Genomic DNA, 16,109 nt, shown 5'->3' with positions numbered 1-16,109 from the left:
CTTCGGCTGCCGGTGAGCCGGGTTTCCTGCCGCGGTAGGAGCGCAACGCCCGCTGGGCGCCCTCCCGCCCGAGGAAGCGCTCCAGCAGGGTCTGCAGCTCGCCGACCGTGGCGCGGACCTGCCAGCGCCGCTCCCTGACAGGCTCTTCGAAAATGTCGACGAACTGCACCGCCTGCGCCCGCTCGGCAGCGTCCGGTCGGTCCGCGAGGGAGACTGCGACATACCCGCCGAAGTTCAGCAGCGCACTCCAGAACATCGCATGGCTGATCGGGTCCATCCCCGCCAGGCCGAACAGCTGCTGTGGCCGGAGCAGTCCGATGCCGAGCGGGCCCTCCCGCAAGAAGGAGGCAGACAGCAAACCGGCATCGGCGAAGGTCGGCAGCACCAGGGTGTACGCCCACACGGCGAACCCCGCCATCAGGCCGACCAGCACGCCCCGGCGGGTACCGCCCTTCCAGAACAGGCCGCCCAGGATGGCGGGCGCGAACTGTGCTACAGCCGCGAACGACACCAGGCCGATCGACACCAATGCCGTCTGCTCGCCTGCAACCCGGAAGTACGCGTACCCGAGCAGGAGGAGCAGCACGATGGTCGCCCGGCGAATGCCCAGCACCAGCCCGGCCAGGTTGTCCCGGTGCGCCAGCCGGGATTTGCTGCGCAGCAGCAGCGGCATCACGAGTGAGTTCGACACCATGGTGCTGAGCGCGGTCGTCTCGACGATGACCATGCTGGTGGCCGCGCTGAGGCCGCCGATGAAGACGAGCAGGGCGAGTGCCTCCTGGCCTCCGGCCATCGGCAGGGTCAGCACATAGGTGTCGGCGTCGACGGCCTGGCCGAACCGCAGAAGCCCGCCGACTGCGATCGGAAGCACGAAGATGCTGATCGCGAGCAGGTACAGCGGGAACAGCCACATCGCCCGCCTGAGGTGATTCTCGTCGACGTTCTCGACAACGCTGATCTGCCACTGCCGGGGCAGCAGCACGATCGCCAGCATGGACAGCACCGTGAGCCAGACCCACATGCCGTAGCCGCCCTGCTCGCGCAGCGTGAACAGCGTGGTGAGGCCGGCGTCCGCGGCCCGGGAGAACAGGTCGTCGGGCCCCCCGAACATCCAGAAGGCCACAAAAATCCCGGCCGAGAGGAACGCCACGAGCTTGACCACGGACTCGAACGCGATGGCGGCGACCATGCCCTCGTGGCGTTCGGTGGCGTCCAGATGACGGGTGCCGAAGACGATGGTGAACGCGGCGAGCACCAGCGCCGCATACAACCCGGTGTCCTGAAGCAGCGGGACAGGGCCCGGATCGGACGTGACCACGGGGTGTCGCCGAATGACCGTAAAGGTGAGGGAGACCGCCTTGAGCTGCAGCGAGATGTAGGGAACAACCCCCACCACAGCGATGATCGTCACCAGACAGCCCAGTGCGGTGCTCTTGCCGTAGCGCGCGGAGACGAAGTCGGCCAGCGAGGTGACCCGGTGCCGGTGGCTTATCCGGATGATTCTGCGCAGGACCAGCCAGCCCAGCGCAAGCATGAGCGTCGGCCCCAGGTAGATCGGCAGGAAGCCGACTCCGGCCCTGGCGGCCCAGCCCACGCTGCCGTAGTACGTCCACGAGGTGGCGTACACGCCGAAGGACAGCGCGTAGATCGTGGGATTGTTGATGATGCTCCGACCGGAATCCGCCCGCCGGTCGCCGTAGAAGGCCACAGCGAAGAGCAGGCCCAGATATCCGGCCGAAACAGCGACGATGAACCAGGTCTGGAGCACGGCCTACCTCGATCTGCGGCCGATCACGGCGACCAGACCGATCACGATCGCCCAGACGAGAAACAGGTAAGCCGCGAGAACGGGGACGCCCAGGACCCGGCCCATGTGATCGAACCGCGCCAAGAACGGCGGAACGATCAGCACGAACCCCAACGCTGCTACGGCCGCCAGGCGCAGACTGAGCTGCTCGTCGTCTCGCGACTCCGCCATGAGCTGCCTCCGCGTCCTCAATGTCACGCTTTGCAACGTACACTCGCATATGGACAATGTCACACTACGGAGTCAGTCGGCCACGAGTCGGTGTGAGCCCTCGAACACCTGCCGACAGCTGACTGGACATGCGGAACGATGTAGCCTCCGGTGAACGCCCTTGACCTGCCGAAGCAGGCAGGGAGCAGACGAATCGGGAGTTTCTTCGTGCTTCGTACCATGTTCAAGTCCAAGATCCACCGGGCCACCGTGACCCAGGCCGACCTGCACTACGTCGGCTCCGTCACCGTCGACGCCGATCTGCTGGACGCGGCCGACCTGCTCCCCGGCGAGCTGGTGCACATCGTCGACATCACCAACGGCGCCCGGCTGGAGACCTACGTCATCGAGGGCGAGCGGGGTTCCGGGGTCATCGGCATCAACGGCGCCGCCGCGCATCTCGTGCACCCCGGCGACCTGGTCATCCTCATCAGCTACGCCCAGGTCGACGACGCCGAGGCGCGGGCGCTCAAGCCGCGCGTGGTGCACGTCGACGCGGACAACCGGATCGTCGAGCTCGGCAGCGACGCCTCCGCACCCGTCCCGGGCACCGACCAGCAGCGCAGCCCTCAGGCGGTCCCGGCCGGCTGACGGGCACGGAGGCCGGCCGGCGCGATCTGGGCCGGAACGGCTGCCCGGCTCGCACGCGGACGGGCCGGGCCGGACGCCGCATCACTCCTCGGCGAAGATCTCTTCCGTACGGCCCGCGGTGACCGCACGGCTCAGCCAGTGGCGGAGGACATCCGGGTCGGCACAGCCGGTGATCCGCTCGCGTGCCTCGCCGGAGACGGGGAGCCCGCGGGTTTCGAGGATCATGAGAATGTCCTCCGCCCGGCCTTCCGCCCGGCCTTCCTCGCGCAGCTTCTGAGATGTCTCCGAACGGAAGAAGGAGAGGTCGATGGCCATGAGGTCCCTCCAGATCTGAGCGCCCGGGCTCTTGCCCAGGCCGAGTTCGGTGAGCTCCCTGAAGATCGTCGCCGTTTCGGCGTCGAGGGTCTTCAGTGCGGTAGCCAGCGCTTTCAGCATGGTAGCCGCACAGGGGTGCTTACCGTGGGTGATGGCGGCGAACGTGGCGAGCGGGATATCGCGGGCCGCCGTCGACGGGTCCGTGATGAGCGGGACGTTGTGCGGCCCGAGCACGAGCGGCCGGATGGTGAGGGTGCGCCACTGCGGCGGGCCGATGTGGAGCGGTGCCGCTGCCCAGCGGGCGGTTGACTCCTCCTGGCAGACCACGAGCAGCACGGGCGGCAAGCGGTATTTGGCGTACAGATGGGACAGGTAGTAGGCCCAGCTGCCGTGCTTGTCCGGATCCTTTCTGCCCTGGGCCTCCACAGCGAGCAGGTAGCTGTCGCCGTGAGCCGTGTCGACACGCAGGAGTGTGTCCAGCCGCCGTTCCAGCGGCTTGATCTCGGTGAGATCGGTGGGGAGCAGGGAGACCGCGACGGGGTCGGTGAAGGGGATGCCGAGTCTGTCGAAGGTCCGGGCGAAGATGCCGGGATCTTCCTGGAAGATCCGGTGCATCGCCTCGTGCGATGAGCTGACCATGCGGTGGAAATTAGGTCCAGCCGGTGGGCTTTCTCGGGGCATTGGGGTCGTATTCGCACGAAGGTGTGGTGTGCTCCAACTTGTGCTTGACGGACGCGCTTTGTGGACGGGGTCGGGGATGCCGGGTCCGGGGGAGGATTCCGGGCCCGTTCGCCGGGGTACGATCCCCGGTTCCCAATTGGCGACCGGGACGCCCCGTGTGGCACACTGTCCAGGTTGCTCGGTTGAGTGCCGATGTTGCGCGCCTCCCGCCGGGAGGACTGGAAGCGAGTCCCGCAGTACTCGTCGCCTCTCATCAGGGGCGGAAGTACGGGAATCTTCCGGGAAGCGTCAGCGGGGTACCGGCCAGGCGCCCGGTGGGTGTCTTCCCCCGGCTCGCGGTCCTCGGGCCGCACCCCCTCAGCAGGGAAATCCTCCGGGAAATCCGTACTGGCGGGAGTGCGACACGCCCGACCGCGTGGGTCGGAGAAAAGACGCTCACCCGCCGGGTCCCAGAGCGTTACGAGAGACAGGACTACGAAGTAGCCATGGCGGGACAGAAGATCCGCATCCGGCTCAAGGCCTACGACCACGAGGTCATCGACACTTCGGCGAAGAAGATCGTCGAGACGGTGACGCGCACTGGTGCGTCGGTCGCGGGCCCGGTGCCGCTGCCCACAGAGAAGAACGTGTACTGCGTCATCAAGTCGCCGCACAAGTACAAGGACTCGCGCGAGCACTTCGAGATGCGCACGCACAAGCGCCTCATCGACATCCTCGACCCCACGCCGAAGACCGTCGACTCGCTCATGCGTCTCGACCTGCCGGCGGGCGTCGACATCGAGATCAAGCTCTGAGGTGACGCGCGAGATGGCTAAGCAGATCAAGGGCGTCCTGGGCGAGAAGCTCGGCATGACGCAGGTGTGGGACGAGAACAACCGTGTCGTCCCGGTCACCGTCGTCAAGGCCGGTCCGTGCGTCGTGACCCAGGTCCGTACCGCTGACTCCGACGGCTACGACGCCGTCCAGATCGCCTTCGGCGAGATCGACCCGCGCAAGGTGAACAAGCCCCTCAAGGGCCACTTCGCCAAGGCCGACGTCACCCCGCGCCGCCACCTGGTGGAGCTGCGTACCACCGACGCCGGTGAGTACACGCTCGGCCAGGAGGTCACCGCCGAGGTGTTCGAGTCCGGTGTCAAGGTCGACGTGACCGGCACCAGCAAGGGCAAGGGCACCGCCGGTGTCATGAAGCGCCACGGCTTCGCCGGCCTCGGCGCCGGCCACGGCACCCAGCGCAAGCACCGCTCGCCGGGCTCCATCGGCGGCTGCGCCACGCCGGGCCGCGTGTTCAAGGGCCTGCGCATGGCCGGCCGCATGGGCAACGAGCGGGTCACCACCCAGAACCTGACCGTCCATGCCGTTGACGCGGAGAAGGGCCTGCTCCTGATCAAGGGAGCGGTTCCTGGTCCGAACGGCGGCCTCGTCCTGGTCCGTACCGCGGCCAAGGGGGCCTGAGGTAACGATGAGCACCATTGACATCCTTTCGCCGGCAGGCGACAAGGCCGGGACCGTCGAGCTCCCCGCGGAGATCTTCGACGCGCAGGTCAGCATTCCGCTGATCCACCAGGTCGTTGTCGCACAGCTGGCCGCTGCCCGTCAGGGCACGCACAAGACCAAGACCCGTGGCGAGGTCCGCGGCGGCGGCAAGAAGCCGTACCGCCAGAAGGGCACCGGCCGCGCCCGTCAGGGCTCGACCCGCGCGCCGCAGTTCGCCGGTGGTGGCGTCGTGCACGGTCCCGTGCCGCGCGACTACTCGCAGCGGACCCCGAAGAAGATGAAGGCCGCCGCGCTGCGCGGCGCCCTCTCGGACCGGGCGCGCCACGGCCGCATCCACGTCGTCACCGGCGTGGTCGAGGGCGAGGTCTCCACCAAGGCCGCGAAGACCCTGCTGGGCCGGATCAGCGAGCGCAAGAACGTGCTCCTGGTCGCCGAGCGGTCCGACGAGGCCGCGTGGCTCTCCGCCCGCAACCTGCCCCAGGTCCACCTCCTGGAGCCGGGCCAGCTGAACACGTACGACGTGCTCGTCTCCGACGACGTGGTCTTCACGCAGGCCGCCTACGAGCGTTTCGTGGCGGGTCCCGCCGCGGCCGCCAAGGCTGTCGCCTCCGAGGCTGAGCTCGAAGGGAGCAACGCCTGATGAGCGAGGCAACGGCATCCGCGGTCACCAGCAAGACCTTCACGGACCACCGTGACATCCTGGTCAAGCCGGTGGTCTCGGAGAAGAGCTACGCGCTGCTGGACGAGAACAAGTACACGTTCATCGTCGACCCGCGCGCCAACAAGACCCAGATCAAGCAGGCCGTCGAGGCGGTCTTCTCGGTCAAGGTCACCGGGGTCAACACGATCAACCGGCAGGGCAAGCGCAAGCGCACCCGCACCGGTTACGGCAAGCGCAAGGACACCAAGCGCGCCATCGTGACCCTCGCCGAGGGCGACCGTATCGACATCTTCGGCGGCCCGGTCTCCTAACGGAGTCCGAGTCGTCCGGAATCGGACGAGGACTGAGAAATGGGTATCCGCAAGTACAAGCCGACGACCCCGGGCCGTCGTGGCTCCAGCGTCGCCGACTTCGTCGAGGTCACGCGGTCCACGCCGGAGAAGTCGCTGGTCCGCCCCCTGCACAGCAAGGGCGGCCGTAACAACGCCGGTCGTGTGACCGTTCGCCACCAGGGCGGTGGCCACAAGCGCGCCTACCGCGTGATCGACTTCCGTCGTCACGACAAGGACGGCGTGCCGGCCAAGGTCGCGCACATCGAGTACGACCCCAACCGCACCGCGCGCATCGCGCTGCTGCACTACGTGGACGGCGAGAAGCGCTACATCCTCGCCCCGCGCGGTCTGAAGCAGGGCGACCGGATCGAGAACGGGCCGGGCGCGGACATCAAGCCGGGCAACAACCTGGCGCTGCGCAACATCCCCGTCGGTACCACGCTGCACGCCATCGAGCTGCGGCCCGGCGGCGGCGCCAAGTTCGCCCGCTCCGCGGGCGCCTCGGTGCAGCTGCTGGCGAAGGAGGGCTCCATGGCCCACCTCCGCATGCCGTCCGGTGAGATCCGCCTGGTCGACGTCCGCTGCCGCGCCACGGTCGGCGAGGTCGGCAACGCCGAGCAGTCGAACATCAACTGGGGCAAGGCCGGCCGCATGCGCTGGAAGGGCGTCCGCCCGACCGTCCGCGGTGTCGTGATGAACCCCGTCGACCACCCGCACGGTGGTGGTGAGGGCAAGACCTCCGGTGGTCGCCACCCGGTCTCGCCGTGGGGTCAGAAGGAGGGCCGTACGCGCTCGCCGAAGAAGGCCAGCAACAAGTACATCGTCCGCCGCCGCAAGACGAACAAGAAGCGCTAGGAGCGGGTTCAGATGCCGCGCAGTCTCAAGAAGGGGCCCTTCGTCGACGACCACCTGATCAAGAAGGTGGACGTACAGAACGACGCGGGGACCAAGAACGTCATCAAGACCTGGTCCCGCCGCTCCATGATCGTCCCGGCCATGCTCGGCCACACGATCGCGGTGCACGACGGCCGCAAGCACGTCCCGGTGTTCATCACCGAGTCGATGGTCGGCCACAAGCTCGGCGAGTTCGCGCCGACCCGCACCTTCCGCGGCCACGTCAAGGACGACCGCAAGTCGAAGCGTCGTTGACGGGCGGGGTGTGAAGACCATGACAGACACCGAAGGGACAACCATGGAAGCCAGGGCCCAGGCGCGGTACATCCGCGTCACGCCCATGAAGGCCCGCCGCGTGGTGGACCTCATCCGTGGCATGGATGCCACGGAGGCTCAGGCGGTCCTGCGTTTCGCCCCGCAGGCCGCGAGCGTGCCGGTGGCCAAGGTGCTCGACAGCGCCATCGCCAATGCCGCGCACAACTACGACCACACCGACGCCGGCAGCCTCGTCATCTCCGAGGCGTACGTCGACGAGGGCCCGACCCTGAAGCGGTTCCGGCCGCGCGCCCAGGGCCGCGCCTACCGGATCCGCAAGCGGACCAGCCACATCACCGTGGTCGTCAGCAGCAAGGAAGGAACCCGGTAATGGGCCAGAAGGTTAACCCGCACGGGTTCCGGCTCGGCATCACCACGGACTTCAAGTCCCGCTGGTACGCCGACAAGCTGTACAAGGACTACGTCAAGGAAGACGTCGCCATCCGCCGGATGATGACGAAGGGCATGGAGCGCGCCGGTATCTCCAAGGTGGAGATCGAGCGCACCCGTGACCGCGTCCGCGTCGACATCCACACCGCCCGGCCGGGCATCGTCATCGGCCGTCGCGGCGCGGAGGCCGACCGCATCCGCGGCGAGCTGGAGAAGCTCACCGGCAAGCAGGTCCAGCTGAACATCCTCGAGGTCAAGAACCCCGAGACGGATGCCCAGCTGGTCGCGCAGGCCGTCGCCGAGCAGCTCTCCTCCCGCGTCTCCTTCCGTCGCGCCATGCGCAAGAGCATGCAGTCGACGATGAAGGCCGGCGCCAAGGGCATCAAGATCCAGTGCGGCGGCCGCCTCGGCGGCGCCGAGATGTCCCGCTCGGAGTTCTACCGCGAGGGCCGTGTGCCCCTGCACACCCTCCGCGCGAACGTCGACTACGGCTTCTTCGAGGCCAAGACCACCTTCGGCCGCATCGGCGTGAAGGTGTGGATCTACAAGGGCGACGTCAAGAACATCGCCGAGGTTCGGGCCGAGAACGCCGCCGCCCGCGCCGGTAACCGCCCCGCTCGCGGTGGCGGCGACCGGCCGGCCCGTGGCGGTGGCCGTGGTGGCGAGCGCGGTGGCCGCGGTCGTAAGCCCCAGCAGCAGTCGGCTCCGGCCGCCGAGGCCAAGGCCGAGGCTCCCGCTGCCGCCGCCGCTGAGCCGAGCGCTGCCGGAAAGGAGAGCTGACCCATGCTGATCCCTCGTAGGGTCAAGCACCGCAAGCAGCACCACCCCAAGCGCAGTGGTATGGCCAAGGGTGGTACGGAGCTGGCGTTCGGCGAGTACGGCATCCAGGCCGTGACCCCGGCCTATGTGACCAACCGGCAGATCGAGTCCGCTCGTATCGCCATGACCCGTCACATCAAGCGTGGCGGCAAGGTCTGGATCAACATCTACCCGGACCGGCCGCTCACCAAGAAGCCCGCCGAGACCCGCATGGGTTCCGGTAAGGGTTCTCCCGAGTGGTGGGTCGCGAACGTCAAGCCCGGCCGGGTGATGTTCGAGCTGTCCTTCCCGAACGAAAAGGTTGCCAAGGAGGCGCTGACCCGCGCCGCCCACAAGCTTCCGATGAAGTGCCGGATCGTCCGGCGCGAGGCAGGTGAGTCGTGATGGCGGCCGGTACCAAGGCGACCGAGCTGCGTGAGCTGGACGACGAGGAACTCGTTGCGAAGCTTCGCGAGGCCAAGGAGGAGCTGTTCAACCTCCGCTTCCAGGCGGCGACCGGACAGCTCGAGAACCACGGCCGGCTGAAGGCCGTCCGCAAGGACATCGCCCGCATCTACACCCTGATGCGTGAGCGCGAGCTCGGCATCGAGACGGTGGAGAGCGCCTGATGAGCGAGACGAATGTGACTGAGAACAACAGCGAGCGCGGCTTCCGCAAGACCCGTGAGGGCCTTGTCGTCAGCGACAAGATGGACAAGACCGTCGTCGTCGCCGTCGAGGACCGCGTCAAGCACGCGCTGTACGGCAAGGTCGTCCGCCGTACCAACAAGCTCAAGGCGCACGACGAGCAGAACGCTGCCGGTGTCGGCGACCGCGTCCTCCTGATGGAGACCCGGCCGCTGTCCGCCACCAAGCGCTGGCGCATCGTCGAGATCCTCGAGAAGGCCAAGTAGTCGTTCCCGTCCGGGAACGGCACGTGATACAGCCTGAGGTTTCTCCTCAGGACAGTTCCGCCAGGCTCGGCAGGGGCTCCGCGAGGGCCCCTGCCGGGAACCGGCAGACGATCAGGAGATAGACGTGATCCAGCAGGAGTCGCGACTGCGGGTCGCCGACAACACGGGGGCGAAGGAGATCCTTTGCATCCGTGTTCTCGGTGGCTCCGGTCGACGCTACGCGGGCATCGGTGACGTCATCGTCGCCACCGTGAAGGATGCGATTCCCGGCGGCAACGTGAAGAAGGGTGACGTCATCAAGGCGGTCATCGTTCGCACGGTGAAGGAGCGCCGCCGCGCCGACGGCTCGTACATCCGCTTCGACGAGAACGCGGCCGTCATCCTCAAGAACGACGGTGACCCCCGCGGCACCCGCATCTTCGGCCCGGTGGGCCGGGAGCTGCGCGAGAAGAAGTTCATGAAGATCATCTCGCTCGCGCCGGAGGTGCTGTAACCGATGAAGATCAAGAAGGGCGACCTGGTCCAGGTCATCACCGGTAAGGACAAGGGCAAGCAGGGCAAGGTCATCCAGGCCTTCCCCCGCGAGGACCGCGTCCTGGTCGAGGGTGTCAACCGGGTCAAGAAGCACACCAAGGCCGGCCAGACCGCCCGCGGTTCGAAGACCGGCGGCATCGTCACGACCGAGGCCCCGATCCACGTGAGCAACGTTCAGCTCGTGGTGGAGAAGGACGGCAAGAAGGTCGTCTCGCGTGTCGGCTACCGCTTCGACGACGAAGGCAACAAGATCCGCGTTGCCAAGCGGACCGGTGAGGACATCTGATGAGTGCCACCACAGTGACCCCGCGCCTCAAGCAGCGCTACCGCGAGGAGATCACGGGCAAGCTGCGTGAGGAGTTCTCCTACGAGAACGTCATGCAGATCCCGGGTCTCACCAAGATCGTGGTCAACATGGGTGTGGGCGACGCCGCCCGCGACTCCAAGCTGATCGAGGGCGCCATCCGCGACCTCGCCACGATCACCGGCCAGAAGCCGTCCGTGACCAAGGCCCGCAAGTCCATCGCGCAGTTCAAGCTGCGCGAGGGCCAGCCGATCGGCGCCCACGTCACCCTCCGCGGTGACCGCATGTGGGAGTTCCTGGACCGGCTGCTGTCGCTCGCGCTGCCGCGCATCCGCGACTTCCGCGGTCTGTCGCCGAAGCAGTTCGACGGCCGGGGCAACTACACCTTCGGTCTCACGGAGCAGGTCATGTTCCACGAGATCGACCAGGACAAGATCGACCGGGTCCGGGGCATGGACATCACCGTGGTCACCACGGCGACCAACGACGACGAGGGCCGTGCCCTGCTGCGTCACCTCGGCTTCCCGTTCAAGGAGAACTGACCGTGGCGAAGAAGGCTCTGATCGCTAAGGCCGCCCGCAAGCCGAAGTTCGGCGTGCGCGCGTACACGCGCTGCCAGCGTTGTGGCCGGCCGCACTCCGTCTACCGCAAGTTCGGCCTCTGCCGTGTGTGCCTCCGTGAGATGGCGCACCGCGGCGAGCTGCCGGGCGTGACCAAGAGCTCCTGGTAATCCCTCCCGCCGCCCGGCCCCGCCCCTCGCGGGTGGTCTCCGGGCGACGGGACGCAGGGACCAGCCAGGACTCTCGGTAAGCACGTGGCCGGCGAGGGCCCGGCCCGGACCACTCCACGGGTCCCGTAGAGTGGAAGGGTTGGGCGTTCGCCGTCCATGGCCGTCCGCGGGCACAGCCCGCTATGACACTTACTACGCCGTAGGTCCCCGCGCCGCACCCGTCCCGGAACACACCCCGGGGAGAGGGATGGCGCAGATAGGAAACCCCGGCGAGAGAGGCCGAAGGCCATCATGACCATGACCGATCCGATCGCAGACATGCTCACTCGTCTGCGAAACGCCAACTCGGCTTATCACGACACCGTCGTGATGCCGCACAGCAAGATCAAGTCGCACATCGCGGAGATCCTCCAGCAGGAGGGCTTCATCACCGGCTGGAAGACCGAGGACGCCGAGGTGGGCAAGAACCTCGTTCTCGAGCTGAAGTTCGGCCCGAACCGCGAGCGCTCGATCGCCGGCATCAAGCGGATTTCGAAGCCGGGCCTGCGGGTCTACGCAAAGTCCACCAATCTGCCGAAGGTGCTCGGCGGCCTGGGCGTGGCGATCATCTCCACGTCCCACGGGCTGCTCACCGGCCAGCAGGCGCAGAAGAAGGGCGTGGGTGGGGAAGTCCTCGCCTACGTCTGGTAGTCGGGAAGGAGGAACTGCAATGTCGCGCATCGGCAAGCTCCCCATCCCGGTTCCCGCCGGCGTGGACGTCACCATCGATGGCCAGACGGTCGCCGTGAAGGGTCCCAAGGGATCCCTCTCGCACACCGTTGCCGCGCCCATCGAGGTCAGCAAGGGCGAGGACGGTGTCATCACCGTCTCCCGCCCCAACGACGAGCGTCAGAACAAGGCCCTGCACGGCCTGTCCCGCACGCTGGTGGCGAACATGATCACCGGGGTGACCCAGGGATACAGCAAGAAGCTTGAAATCAGCGGTGTCGGTTACCGTGTCCAGGCGAAGGGCTCCAACCTGGAGTTCGCGCTGGGCTACAGCCACCCCATCCTGATCGAGGCCCCCGAGGGCATCACCTTCACGGTGGAGTCCCCGACCAAGCTGAGTGTCGAGGGCATCGACAAGCAGAAGGTCGGCGAGGTCGCGGCCAACATCCGCAAGCTGCGGAAGCCCGACCCGTACAAGGCCAAGGGCGTGAAGTACGCCGGCGAGGTCATCCGGCGCAAGGTCGGAAAGGCTGGTAAGTAAGCCATGGCATTCGGCGTGAAGATCGCTAAGGGCGACGCCCGCAAGCGCGCCGCCATCAAGCGTCGCCACATCCGCGTCCGCAAGCGGATCTCCGGTACCCCGGAGCGTCCCCGCCTGGTCGTGACGCGCTCCAACCGCCACATGACCGCCCAGGTCATCGACGACATCGCGGGCCACACGCTGGCCTCCGCGTCGACCCTGGACGACTCCATCCGCGGGAACGAGGGCGACAAGAGCTCCCAGGCTCAGAAGGTCGGCGCCCTGGTGGCCGAGCGGGCCAAGGCCGCCGGTATCGAGACCGTGGTGTTCGACCGCGGTGGCAACCAGTACGCCGGGCGGATCGCCGCTCTGGCCGACGCCGCCCGCGAGGCCGGGCTCAAGTTCTGAGCACGGTTCCGTAGCAGCGGACGTAAACGAGAGAGGTAAATCCAATGGCTGGACCCCAGCGCCGCGGTGGCGGCGCCGGTGGCGGCGAGCGGCGGGACCGTAAGGGCCGGGACGGCGGCGCTGCCGCCGAGAAGACCGCGTACGTTGAGCGCGTTGTCGCGATCAACCGTGTTGCCAAGGTTGTGAAGGGTGGTCGTCGCTTCAGCTTCACCGCGCTGGTCGTGGTGGGCGATGGTGACGGCACCGTGGGCGTCGGTTACGGCAAGGCCAAGGAGGTGCCGGCCGCCATCGCCAAGGGTGTGGAGGAGGCCAAGAAGCACTTCTTCAAGGTCCCCCGGATCCAGGGCACCATCCCGCACCCGATCCAGGGCGAGAAGGCCGCGGGCGTCGTCCTGCTGAAGCCCGCTTCCCCCGGTACCGGTGTGATCGCGGGTGGCCCGGTGCGTGCCGTGCTCGAGTGCGCGGGCATCCACGACGTGCTCAGCAAGTCGCTCGGCTCGTCGAACCCGATCAACATCGTGCACGCCACGGTGACGGCTCTCCGCGGGCTTCAGCGCCCGGAGGAGATCGCCGCCCGCCGCGGCCTGCCCCTGGAGGACGTCGCCCCCGCGGCTCTGCTGCGGGCGCGTGCGGGAGCGGGTGCGTAATGGCCCGTCTCAAGATCACGCAGAAGAAGTCCTACATCGGCAGCAAGCAGAACCACCGCGACACCCTTCGTTCGCTCGGCCTGAAGCGCGTGAACGACGTGGTCGTCAAGGAGGACCGTCCCGAGATCCGCGGCATGGCGCAGACCGTGCGGCACCTCGTCACGGTTGAGGAGGTCGACTGACATGGCGGACGACAAGCCGCTGAAGGTCCACAACCTCCGGCCCGCCCCGGGCGCCAAGACCGCCAAGACCCGTGTGGGCCGTGGCGAGGCGTCCAAGGGTAAGACCGCTGGTCGTGGCACCAAGGGTACGAAGGCCCGCTACCAGGTTCCGGAGCGCTTCGAGGGCGGGCAGATGCCCCTCCACATGCGTCTCCCGAAGCTGAAGGGCTTCAAGAACCCGTTCCGCACCGAGTACCAGGTCGTGAACCTGGACAAGCTGGCCGCGCTCTACCCGCAGGGTGGCGAGGTCACGGTGGCCGATCTGGTCGCCAAGGGCGCGGTTCGCAAGAACCAGCTCGTGAAGGTGCTCGGCACCGGTGAGGTGTCCGTGGCGCTGCAGGTGACGGTCGACGCCGTCTCCGGCTCCGCCAAGGAGAAGATCACCGCCGCCGGTGGCTCCGTGACCGAACTCGTCTGAGTTCGCCGGGCCGCTTGAACGGACCAACCGGGGATGCCCTAACGGGGCATCCCCGGTTGGTCGTTCCGCCCGGGGCACGTCCGCCGGTAAGGTGGCGTGCGTTACTGTCCGCGTGGCGTGTGCCTCCGCGGCTATTGACTGCTTTGTATCCGTCGACCCTCAAGACCGTCACCTCTCGCGCCTGGCGCGGGGGGCGCAGGAGGCACCGTGCTCACCGCGTTCGCCCGGGCGTTCAAGACGCCCGACCTGCGCAAGAAGCTGCTGTTCACGTTGGGCATCATCGTGCTCTTCCGACTCGGGGCCCATATTCCGGTCCCCGGGGTCAGCTACGTCAACGTCAACTACTGCATGGATGCGGCGAAGGGCCAGGGCGGCGATCTCTTCGGCCTGGTCAACATGTTCAGCGGCGGCGCACTGCTGCAGCTGACGATTTTCGCCCTCGGCATCATGCCGTACATCACGGCCAGCATCATTCTGCAGCTGCTCGTGGTGGTGATTCCGCGGCTCGAGGCCCTGAAGAAGGAGGGCCAGAGCGGCCAGGCGAAGATCACGCAGTACACCCGCTATCTGACCGTGGCGCTCGGTGTTCTGCAGGGCACGGGCCTGGTGGCCACCGCCCGCAGCGGCTCGCTCTTCCCGGGCTGTGACCGGGCGTCCGAGATCATCCCGGACCAGTCGATCTTCACGACCATGAACATGGTCATCACCATGACCGCCGGCACCGCCCTGGTGATGTGGCTCGGCGAGCTCATCACGGACCGCGGCATCGGCAACGGCATGTCGATCCTGATGTTCATCGCGATCGCCGCCGGCTTCACCGGTTCGCTGTGGCAGATCAAGCTCTCGGGCAAGATCATGGACGGCTGGCTGGAGTTCGGCGCCGTGATCCTGGTCGGTCTGGCGATGGTGGGGCTCGTGGTCTTCGTCGAGCAGGCACAGCGCCGTATTCCGGTGCAGTACGCGAAGCGCATGATCGGCCGCCGGTCCTATGGCGGTACGTCCACCTACATTCCGTTGAAGGTGAACCAGGCGGGTGTGATTCCCGTCATCTTCGCGGCCTCGCTGCTCTACATTCCGGCCCTGCTGGTCCAGTTCAGCAACTCCACCGCCGGGTGGGCGACTTGGATTCAGGCGAATCTGGTCTCACCCGACAGCGCGATGTACATCATCGTCTACTTTGTGATGATTATCTTCTTCGCGTTCTTCTATGTGGCGATCACCTTCAACCCCGAAGAAGTCGCCGACAACATGAAGAAGTATGGTGGCTTCATCCCGGGCATCCGGGCTGGACGTCCGACCGCTGAGTACTTGAGCTACGTGCTCAACCGCATCACGTGGCCGGGCTCGCTGTACCTGGGCTTGATCGCATTGGTGCCAACGGTGGCACTGGTTCTGTTCAACGCCGATCAGAACTTCCCCTTCGGCGGAACCAGCATCCTCATCATCGTGGGTGTCGGTCTGGAGACGGTGAAGCAGATCGAGAGCCAGCTTCAGCAGCGTAACTACGAAGGGTTCCTCCGCTGATGCGAATCGTCCTCGTCGGGCCGCCTGGCGCCGGAAAGGGTACGCAGGCCGCGTACCTGGCCAAGAATCTCTCCATTCCGCACATCTCCACCGGTGATCTCTTCCGCGCCAACATCAGCCAGGGCACGCCCCTCGGCAAACAGGCGCAGGAGTTCATGAAGGCCGGGGAACTCGTCCCCGACGAGGTGACGGTCGGAATGGCGAAGGACCGCATGAGCCAGGCGGACGCCGCCGAGGGCTTTCTGCTGGACGGCTTCCCGCGCAATCTCGACCAGGCCAAGGCGCTCGACGAGATCCTCGCCGCACAGGACATCAGCCTGGACGGCGTGCTGGACCTGGAGGTCCCCGAGGACGAGGTCGTGAAGCGGATCGCCGGCCGGCGGACCTGCCGCAGCGACAGCGCGCACACCTACCACGTCGAGTACAAGAAGCCGAAGACCGACGGCGTCTGCGACGAGTGCGGTGGCGAGCTCTACCAGCGTGAGGACGACCGCGAGGAGACCGTCCGCAAGCGGCTGGAGGTCTACCACCGGGAGACCGAGCCGATCATCGACTACTACCGGGCCCAGGGCCTGGTGGTCACGATCTCGGCGCTCGGCAAGGTGGCCGAGGTCACCGAGCGGGCGATGGCGGCACTCGACCGCCAGGCGGTCTGAGAGCAGAGAAGTACGGTACGGCCGCGGCGCCCCTCGGG

The 16,109-nt window shown here is 67.1% G+C and carries 26 protein-coding genes; 24 read left to right on the top strand and 2 right to left on the bottom strand.

Going from position 1 to position 16,109, the window contains the following annotated elements; genetic code table 11:
- Positions 1-1,771 precede the first annotated feature (1,771 nt).
- Positions 1,772-2,005 carry a hypothetical protein gene (locus SXIN_RS12540; RefSeq protein ID WP_238153746.1) on the bottom strand — a complete coding sequence of 78 codons (234 nt, stop codon included), beginning with the start codon at positions 2,003-2,005 and terminating at the stop codon, positions 1,772-1,774.
- A gap of 180 nt (positions 2,006-2,185) precedes the next feature.
- On the opposite strand from SXIN_RS12540, the gene panD reads away from it, so the two are divergent.
- Positions 2,186-2,608, top strand: coding sequence for an aspartate 1-decarboxylase (gene panD, locus SXIN_RS12535; protein WP_039820618.1), 423 nt, complete (start codon positions 2,186-2,188; stop codon positions 2,606-2,608).
- An 81-nt stretch (positions 2,609-2,689) separates the two neighbouring features.
- On the opposite strand, the gene SXIN_RS12530 is transcribed toward panD, so the two are convergent.
- A complete protein-coding gene (locus SXIN_RS12530) occupies positions 2,690-3,562 on the bottom strand; it encodes a hypothetical protein (RefSeq protein WP_019707821.1) in 873 nt (290 codons plus the stop codon).
- A 527-nt stretch (positions 3,563-4,089) separates the two neighbouring features.
- On the opposite strand from SXIN_RS12530, the gene rpsJ reads away from it, so the two are divergent.
- The 23 genes from rpsJ (at position 4,090) to SXIN_RS12410 (ending at position 16,071) form a co-directional block, all read left to right on the top strand.
- Positions 4,090-4,398 carry a 30S ribosomal protein S10 gene (gene rpsJ / locus SXIN_RS12525; protein WP_004571821.1) on the top strand — a complete coding sequence of 103 codons (309 nt, stop codon included), beginning with the start codon at positions 4,090-4,092 and terminating at the stop codon, positions 4,396-4,398.
- A 13-nt stretch (positions 4,399-4,411) separates the two neighbouring features.
- On the top strand, positions 4,412-5,056 hold the full coding sequence (rplC, locus tag SXIN_RS12520; RefSeq protein WP_019707822.1) for a 50S ribosomal protein L3: 645 nt from the start codon (positions 4,412-4,414) through the stop codon (positions 5,054-5,056).
- 7 nt (positions 5,057-5,063) lie between these two features.
- Positions 5,064-5,738, top strand: coding sequence for a 50S ribosomal protein L4 (gene rplD / locus SXIN_RS12515; RefSeq protein WP_019707823.1), 675 nt, complete (start codon positions 5,064-5,066; stop codon positions 5,736-5,738).
- Positions 5,738-6,070, top strand: coding sequence for a 50S ribosomal protein L23 (rplW, locus tag SXIN_RS12510; RefSeq protein WP_019707824.1), 333 nt, complete (start codon positions 5,738-5,740; stop codon positions 6,068-6,070). Before rplD ends, rplW begins: the two co-directional genes overlap by 1 nt.
- Positions 6,071-6,109: 39 nt before the next feature.
- Positions 6,110-6,946 carry a 50S ribosomal protein L2 gene (rplB, locus tag SXIN_RS12505; protein WP_019707825.1) on the top strand — a complete coding sequence of 279 codons (837 nt, stop codon included), beginning with the start codon at positions 6,110-6,112 and terminating at the stop codon, positions 6,944-6,946.
- Between the two features lie 12 nt (positions 6,947-6,958).
- A complete protein-coding gene (rpsS, locus tag SXIN_RS12500; RefSeq protein ID WP_019707826.1) occupies positions 6,959-7,240 on the top strand; it encodes a 30S ribosomal protein S19 in 282 nt (93 codons plus the stop codon).
- Between the two features lie 43 nt (positions 7,241-7,283).
- Positions 7,284-7,631 (top strand): 50S ribosomal protein L22, encoded by a 348-nt coding sequence (gene rplV / locus SXIN_RS12495; RefSeq protein ID WP_039820620.1) that lies wholly within the window; start codon positions 7,284-7,286, stop codon positions 7,629-7,631.
- Positions 7,631-8,470, top strand: a complete 840-nt coding sequence (gene rpsC / locus SXIN_RS12490; RefSeq protein ID WP_019707828.1) for a 30S ribosomal protein S3 — start codon at positions 7,631-7,633, stop codon at positions 8,468-8,470. Before rplV ends, rpsC begins: the two co-directional genes overlap by 1 nt.
- A 3-nt stretch (positions 8,471-8,473) precedes the next feature.
- Positions 8,474-8,893: a 50S ribosomal protein L16 gene (gene rplP, locus SXIN_RS12485; RefSeq protein WP_006604880.1), complete on the top strand. Its 420-nt coding sequence runs from the start codon at positions 8,474-8,476 to the stop codon at positions 8,891-8,893.
- Complete coding sequence (gene rpmC / locus SXIN_RS12480; protein WP_019707829.1) at positions 8,893-9,117, top strand: 50S ribosomal protein L29; 225 nt, start codon at positions 8,893-8,895, stop codon at positions 9,115-9,117. Before rplP ends, rpmC begins: the two co-directional genes overlap by 1 nt.
- Entirely contained in the window at positions 9,117-9,401 is a 285-nt protein-coding gene (gene rpsQ, locus SXIN_RS12475) for a 30S ribosomal protein S17 (RefSeq protein WP_019707830.1), read from the top strand. Before rpmC ends, rpsQ begins: the two co-directional genes overlap by 1 nt.
- Before the next feature lie 124 nt (positions 9,402-9,525).
- Positions 9,526-9,894, top strand: a complete 369-nt coding sequence (rplN, locus tag SXIN_RS12470; protein ID WP_019707831.1) for a 50S ribosomal protein L14 — start codon at positions 9,526-9,528, stop codon at positions 9,892-9,894.
- A 3-nt stretch (positions 9,895-9,897) separates the two neighbouring features.
- The gene (gene rplX / locus SXIN_RS12465; protein ID WP_019707832.1) at positions 9,898-10,221 is read left to right on the top strand and encodes a 50S ribosomal protein L24; all 324 of its coding nucleotides are present in this window, start codon (positions 9,898-9,900) and stop codon (positions 10,219-10,221) included.
- Positions 10,221-10,781, top strand: coding sequence for a 50S ribosomal protein L5 (gene rplE, locus SXIN_RS12460; RefSeq protein ID WP_019707833.1), 561 nt, complete (start codon positions 10,221-10,223; stop codon positions 10,779-10,781). Before rplX ends, rplE begins: the two co-directional genes overlap by 1 nt.
- Positions 10,782-10,783: 2 nt before the next feature.
- Complete coding sequence (locus SXIN_RS12455; protein ID WP_003956452.1) at positions 10,784-10,969, top strand: type Z 30S ribosomal protein S14; 186 nt, start codon at positions 10,784-10,786, stop codon at positions 10,967-10,969.
- 291 nt (positions 10,970-11,260) lie between these two features.
- Positions 11,261-11,659, top strand: coding sequence for a 30S ribosomal protein S8 (gene rpsH / locus SXIN_RS12445; protein ID WP_019707834.1), 399 nt, complete (start codon positions 11,261-11,263; stop codon positions 11,657-11,659).
- A 19-nt stretch (positions 11,660-11,678) separates the two neighbouring features.
- Positions 11,679-12,218, top strand: a complete 540-nt coding sequence (gene rplF / locus SXIN_RS12440) for a 50S ribosomal protein L6 (RefSeq protein ID WP_019707835.1) — start codon at positions 11,679-11,681, stop codon at positions 12,216-12,218.
- 3 nt (positions 12,219-12,221) lie between these two features.
- Complete coding sequence (gene rplR / locus SXIN_RS12435; protein WP_019707836.1) at positions 12,222-12,605, top strand: 50S ribosomal protein L18; 384 nt, start codon at positions 12,222-12,224, stop codon at positions 12,603-12,605.
- A gap of 44 nt (positions 12,606-12,649) precedes the next feature.
- Positions 12,650-13,252 carry a 30S ribosomal protein S5 gene (rpsE, locus tag SXIN_RS12430; RefSeq protein ID WP_019707837.1) on the top strand — a complete coding sequence of 201 codons (603 nt, stop codon included), beginning with the start codon at positions 12,650-12,652 and terminating at the stop codon, positions 13,250-13,252.
- Positions 13,252-13,434 (top strand): 50S ribosomal protein L30, encoded by a 183-nt coding sequence (gene rpmD / locus SXIN_RS12425; protein ID WP_019707838.1) that lies wholly within the window; start codon positions 13,252-13,254, stop codon positions 13,432-13,434. Before rpsE ends, rpmD begins: the two co-directional genes overlap by 1 nt.
- A 1-nt stretch (position 13,435) precedes the next feature.
- Positions 13,436-13,891: a 50S ribosomal protein L15 gene (gene rplO, locus SXIN_RS12420; RefSeq protein ID WP_019707839.1), complete on the top strand. Its 456-nt coding sequence runs from the start codon at positions 13,436-13,438 to the stop codon at positions 13,889-13,891.
- Positions 13,892-14,098: 207 nt separating this feature from the next.
- A complete protein-coding gene (gene secY / locus SXIN_RS12415; protein WP_019707840.1) occupies positions 14,099-15,415 on the top strand; it encodes a preprotein translocase subunit SecY in 1,317 nt (438 codons plus the stop codon).
- On the top strand, positions 15,415-16,071 hold the full coding sequence (locus SXIN_RS12410; protein WP_019707841.1) for an adenylate kinase: 657 nt from the start codon (positions 15,415-15,417) through the stop codon (positions 16,069-16,071). The genes secY and SXIN_RS12410 overlap by 1 nt, the downstream gene beginning before the upstream one ends.
- The last annotated feature ends 38 nt before the right edge of the window (positions 16,072-16,109 follow it).

It is taken from the genome of Streptomyces xinghaiensis S187, from assembly GCF_000220705.2.
In the GTDB taxonomy this organism is placed as follows: Bacteria; Actinomycetota; Actinomycetes; order Streptomycetales; family Streptomycetaceae; genus Streptomyces; species Streptomyces xinghaiensis.
Note: the sequence above shows the minus strand (reverse complement) of the source record. Positions and strands in the feature narration are given on the sequence as shown.